4 protein-coding genes are annotated in these 4,564 nt (G+C 29.5%); all 4 read left to right on the top strand.

Annotated features, from left to right (window positions below):
- Positions 1 to 2,442: hypothetical protein (locus QZZ48_RS14195; RefSeq protein ID WP_294966912.1), on the top strand; the 2,442-nt coding region annotated here is incomplete at its 5' end.
- Positions 2,443 to 2,525: 83 nt separating this feature from the next.
- Complete coding sequence (locus QZZ48_RS14190) at positions 2,526 to 2,957, top strand: hypothetical protein (RefSeq protein ID WP_294966911.1); 432 nt, start codon at positions 2,526 to 2,528, stop codon at positions 2,955 to 2,957.
- On the top strand, positions 2,950 to 4,083 hold the full coding sequence (locus QZZ48_RS14185) for a tyrosine-type recombinase/integrase (RefSeq protein WP_294966910.1): 1,134 nt from the start codon (positions 2,950 to 2,952) through the stop codon (positions 4,081 to 4,083). The genes QZZ48_RS14190 and QZZ48_RS14185 overlap by 8 nt, the downstream gene beginning before the upstream one ends.
- A gap of 160 nt (positions 4,084 to 4,243) precedes the next feature.
- Entirely contained in the window at positions 4,244 to 4,474 is a 231-nt protein-coding gene (locus tag QZZ48_RS14180; protein ID WP_294966909.1) for a hypothetical protein, read from the top strand.
- The last annotated feature ends 90 nt before the right edge of the window (positions 4,475 to 4,564 follow it).

The raw sequence follows: 4,564 nt of genomic DNA, 5'->3' as shown, positions 1-4,564 counted from the left end.
CAGTTCTACAACTTGAGTGAGCTTGAAAACTCAAGCCATGAGAATGAAGCTTTGGAAATAGATGCAGAGTATGAGAAATTTGAAGATGAGTTAAAAGGTAAGTTGAAAGAACTTGAAAACTTCATTAAGACACTAAAATACAATGAAAACAAAATAGATCTAGAGATATTAGAACAAAAAGAGATTAGCAAAGGTAGCTATGAAGGCAAAATAAAACTGATTGAAGCTCAAAAAGAAGTGAAAATAAAAGCTATTTTTTCTTTAGAAAAAAAGCTAAAAACACTTCAGAGCAACAGAGTTGAACATGCATCTAAATGTCGCAAGCATGAGGAGAGGTACTTAAGTCTTCGAGAAAGCAATGCTAAAATCTTAGCTTCTAGAAGAAGAGATTTAAACGAAAATATTCTTAATGCAAGAGCAATAGCTTATCCAATAGAGAACAGCTTTAATGAGTTCTTGTCTGATGAGATAGACGGTTGGGAAAAAGAAATATATCCCATTATTGACAAAAATCTACTGAAGATGTCATGTAGTGAATTGCACCCTGAAGTAATAGATAGTAAGAATCCACTAGGATTTAAAATTAATGTTGATGCTCTTGATACTATACCGACCAAAGATGAAGCACTAGAAATAATTAAAAGATATAAAACTGAAAAAAATGAGATCTTAAAAAATTCCAAAGAAGTTTATAGAAATGAAATAGGAAAACTTGATGAGAAAAAAAATAGATTGTTATCTGACTTAGAAGTATGTGATAAAGAGATAGAAAATGCAATAGATGAAAAAGTAAACTTAGTAGCAGAGGAAGAAAAAAACTCACATATAATAAGTGCATTAATAGAAGAACTCAAGGGTGAGTTAATATCAATCAGCGATAAATATAAAAATAAAAGAGAGAAGATATACAAAGAGCTTGATGAATTCAACACAAGAGTAAATACATGTAATAATGATATAAAAATGAATAAAACAAATAAGCGTGAAAAGATTACTAAAAGTGCAAATAACAGGAATTTTAATATTGACCTGCTTAAAAAGAGTGAAACAAAAAAAGCTCAAGATGTAATAAAGATTGAAGAAAATAAGATTGAAGATTTAAAAGCAAGCATGGAATCAATGAGTGAAGATGAGATGATAGATGAGCTATCAAAAGAAATTGGAACACTAAAAGAAGCTTTTTTTAAATCAAGTGATGCTAAGAGATATTTAAAAGAGTATGAAGATACAAAACCAATGATTACTCAATTGCCTTCAATTCAAGCAGAGTTAACAAAAAAAGAAAAGATTAGTGCAAACAGAAAAGAAATGATTAAGAGGCTAGGTAAGCTAATTGCTGAAAGAACTAGCGAACTAAATATTAAAAAAGCAATTGTAGAAAAAATGCTAACAAAATACAATCAAGGACTAAATAAAATTAAAGAACTGGACCTTGATATATCTGAAGATAAAATTGCTACCGAGGAGATGTTAATTGACTTAATTATTGCATATGAAAACACACTTAGAGAATATGGAAACAAAAAATCTAAGTTAAGAGGTTGTATAGATAGGCTCAAAAAATTAGAGCCTCACTCTTTAATAGAACTCAATTTAAATTTGGACGGCTTTGGAGAGACAGAGAGTATTGCAGAGCTTGAGAATATAATGGATAGTTTAGGTGAACTGGAAAATTTTGAAAAAAATAAATATGAAAGTATAAAAAAACAAAATCATAATGACTTTAGTACATTTTTACGCAGCACCATACCAGGGAAGCTACAAAGTTTTGACGACTTAGAAAGTCGGTTTGAAAAAGCAAAATCTTCAATGAACAAAACCCTCTCACATGCTGACTTTGGTGTCATCAAAGAGATTCGCTTAATAACAGATAGTTCTAAGGCTAGAAACAACTCTATTGCCTCTTTACTGCAAGATTTGTCTAAGAAGACGAAAGACACAGTGAATTTATACTCAAGTAAATCATTGTTTTACCAAGATATTCCAAAGTCTGTTGAAAATATAAGAGACATCCAAGATATCTTGGAGGAGATAAAAAAGAAAGGTTCAAGTGGTGCAATTAACCTATTTGATACAATTGATTTATCAATGTCATATATAGAAAACGGTAAAAAGGTAGAAAACAAACTTAATATTAAAAATGAAAGTTCTTCCGGCGGGAATATTTTACTTAAAGTAGCAATTGCAATGTCTATCTTAAGTAGGTATGTTAAAACAATCTCAAAAGAGAGTCCATTCTTTTTAATTATTGATGAAATATCGAAGTTACAAAGTAAAAACCAAGATCTTATTCGTGAATATATTAATGAAAACGGATTTAAAACATTATTTATTACGCCCGACCCTGCATATCCTGACCCAGAGAGAGCAATATATTATACATTTAAGAATATACAAGAAGATGGGGAGATGCTAGAAATAAGGCAAATGAATATTATATAGCGTACTAATTGGTACGCTATATTTTTAATAAAATTTTAGTTATAATTTAGCGTACTAATTGGTACGCTTTAAGGAAACAGAAAATGTCTATAGATAAAGAGATACAAAAAATCATTTTGCACGACAAGAAATATATACTAGATGAAATAGCATTATTAAAAAAAGAACTGCTCTTGGAAAAGAAGATAGATTCTCTTATCGTCTTTATTGATGAGATGGATTCTCTTTTTTTAACAAACTTAGATATAAGAGCGAGAAGCATTAGTGAGCAAATAGCAATAAATTTTGACAAAAAATTAGAGATGCGTTGCTATATAAAAGGGGAAAAGAAGTTTATAAAAGGTTTCGGTAAGATTGGTCAAATAAAAATCGAAAAATTAAATAGTATTTTTAAATTTATTAATCTTATAAAATTACTTAAAAGTATGAGTGAGTCTTCTTTTTATGCTTCTCAATATTATCGTGCAGATAAATTATTTGATGAATTAGTAAATAAAGGCAAAATGGATGATTAAAGAACAATTAATACATTTTGATGATCTGGCAAAAGATTTACTTTTATGGGTTAAGCATTTTATATCCAACAAAGTGGCCATTCAAAAAGTAGATAATGGATACACTGATAAGAAACCAAAGAAAAATCAAGCAAAGGATGAAATCTTTTTTGATAGAAAAGAATGGCAAAATAAAATACTTGATACCGAGAGTATAGAAGAGTTTCAAGCTGCAACATTTGAAGTTAGAAATAATGGTTTAAAGAAGCTTTCTACGTTTAGCGTACCTACTATTCATTTGTATAATTATTTAATCAAACTAAAGAAGTTAAAATCTATTAGAGATGTCAACACAAATATTTTATATAATTATGTAAGTATAGAATATGCGAAATATAAAGATCACACTCAAAAAAGCTATTTTACACACATCAAAAGTCTTTTTAAATTTATAGACAAGTATTCCATCTCTAGCGATGATTTCATTTTTGACATAGGGATTACTCCTGTAGGTAAGAGAGCAAAAGCACCTGTTAATCTAAGTCCTAAAAAATCGATTAAATATCTTGAGCCGGATGATTTTGTAAAATTTATCAAGAGTATTAGTGGATTCAAAAGCAAGCACCCTAATCCAATGCTGCCAAATTTAATGTTAAAGATTTTTTGCTTTACAGGACTAAGAGCAAATGAACTTAGAAATATAGAGTTTGATAAAGATGTGAGTTTTAAAAAGATTAAACATAAAAAGTATTTAAAGCTGTATATACATGGGAAAAATGATATTGATAGATTTGCTCATGTAAGTTATGATCTAATAAAAAAAGAATACGAAGCATATCTTGCAGCTAGAGAAACTGAATGTAAATACTTATTCTACAATAGAGACAATAAACAGTATGCGGATAACACCATATACGATCTCGTGAAGAGAGTATTTGCAAAAGCCAAAGAAGTTGGTATTGATATAACGAACTTGGACACACACGGTCTTAGAAGGTCGTTTGCAACCTATCTCCATTCAAGAGGAGTTGCCTTTGATACGATATCAATAATTCTTGGTCATTCTGATAAGGAGTCGTCAGAATTTTATATCTTTGCATCTAAGAAAAGCTTTACTCAAGCAAGAGAATTATTAGATGATATATAATTCTACTATACATGATTTCTTTATAGTAATCCTTGAAATTAAATAGAAAAGAGAGTAACATATATAATAAAGAGTTTGGAAGATCTTTGAGGTATTTCAAGGATTACTCTAAGCACACCATTACTGATACGAGACCAACTTAAATTAAAGGAGATAGATTATGTTGTCCCATCCCATGCAACCGATAGAAGATAATGGACAAAAGCTTGCTCGCTTTAAGTCTAATTCAATAGTTAAGCATCTAATAGAAAATAGCAGTATAAATCTTAACAATCTCGATATGTCTGAGTTTGAACAGAAAGACCAAGAGCAATTTGCCCAATTGATAGGCTATTCTCTTAGAGCTTATGGCGAGTTAGAATACGTTTCTAATGAATTTTATGAATTCTAGGTACAATTTACTATTAGACTATTTAGTTTAAGCAGTGACATAAAATAGAGGATTTTTTGATGAAAAATATAATCATTTTTAAGATGGAGT

It is taken from the genome of Sulfurimonas sp., assembly GCF_016744025.1.
In the GTDB taxonomy this organism is placed as follows: Bacteria; Campylobacterota; Campylobacteria; order Campylobacterales; family Sulfurimonadaceae; genus Sulfurimonas.
This window is presented reverse-complemented; position numbering and strand designations above follow the sequence as displayed.

Bases quoted from the DNA above. Each gene is read 5' to 3' on its own strand.
- QZZ48_RS14190 (WP_294966911.1), top strand. From the start codon at position 2,526: ATGTCTATAGATAAAGAGATACAAAAAATCATTTTGCACGACAAGAAA.
- QZZ48_RS14185 (WP_294966910.1), top strand. From the start codon at position 2,950: ATGATTAAAGAACAATTAATACATTTTGATGATCTGGCAAAAGATTTA.
- QZZ48_RS14180 (WP_294966909.1), top strand. From the start codon at position 4,244: ATGTTGTCCCATCCCATGCAACCGATAGAAGATAATGGACAAAAGCTT.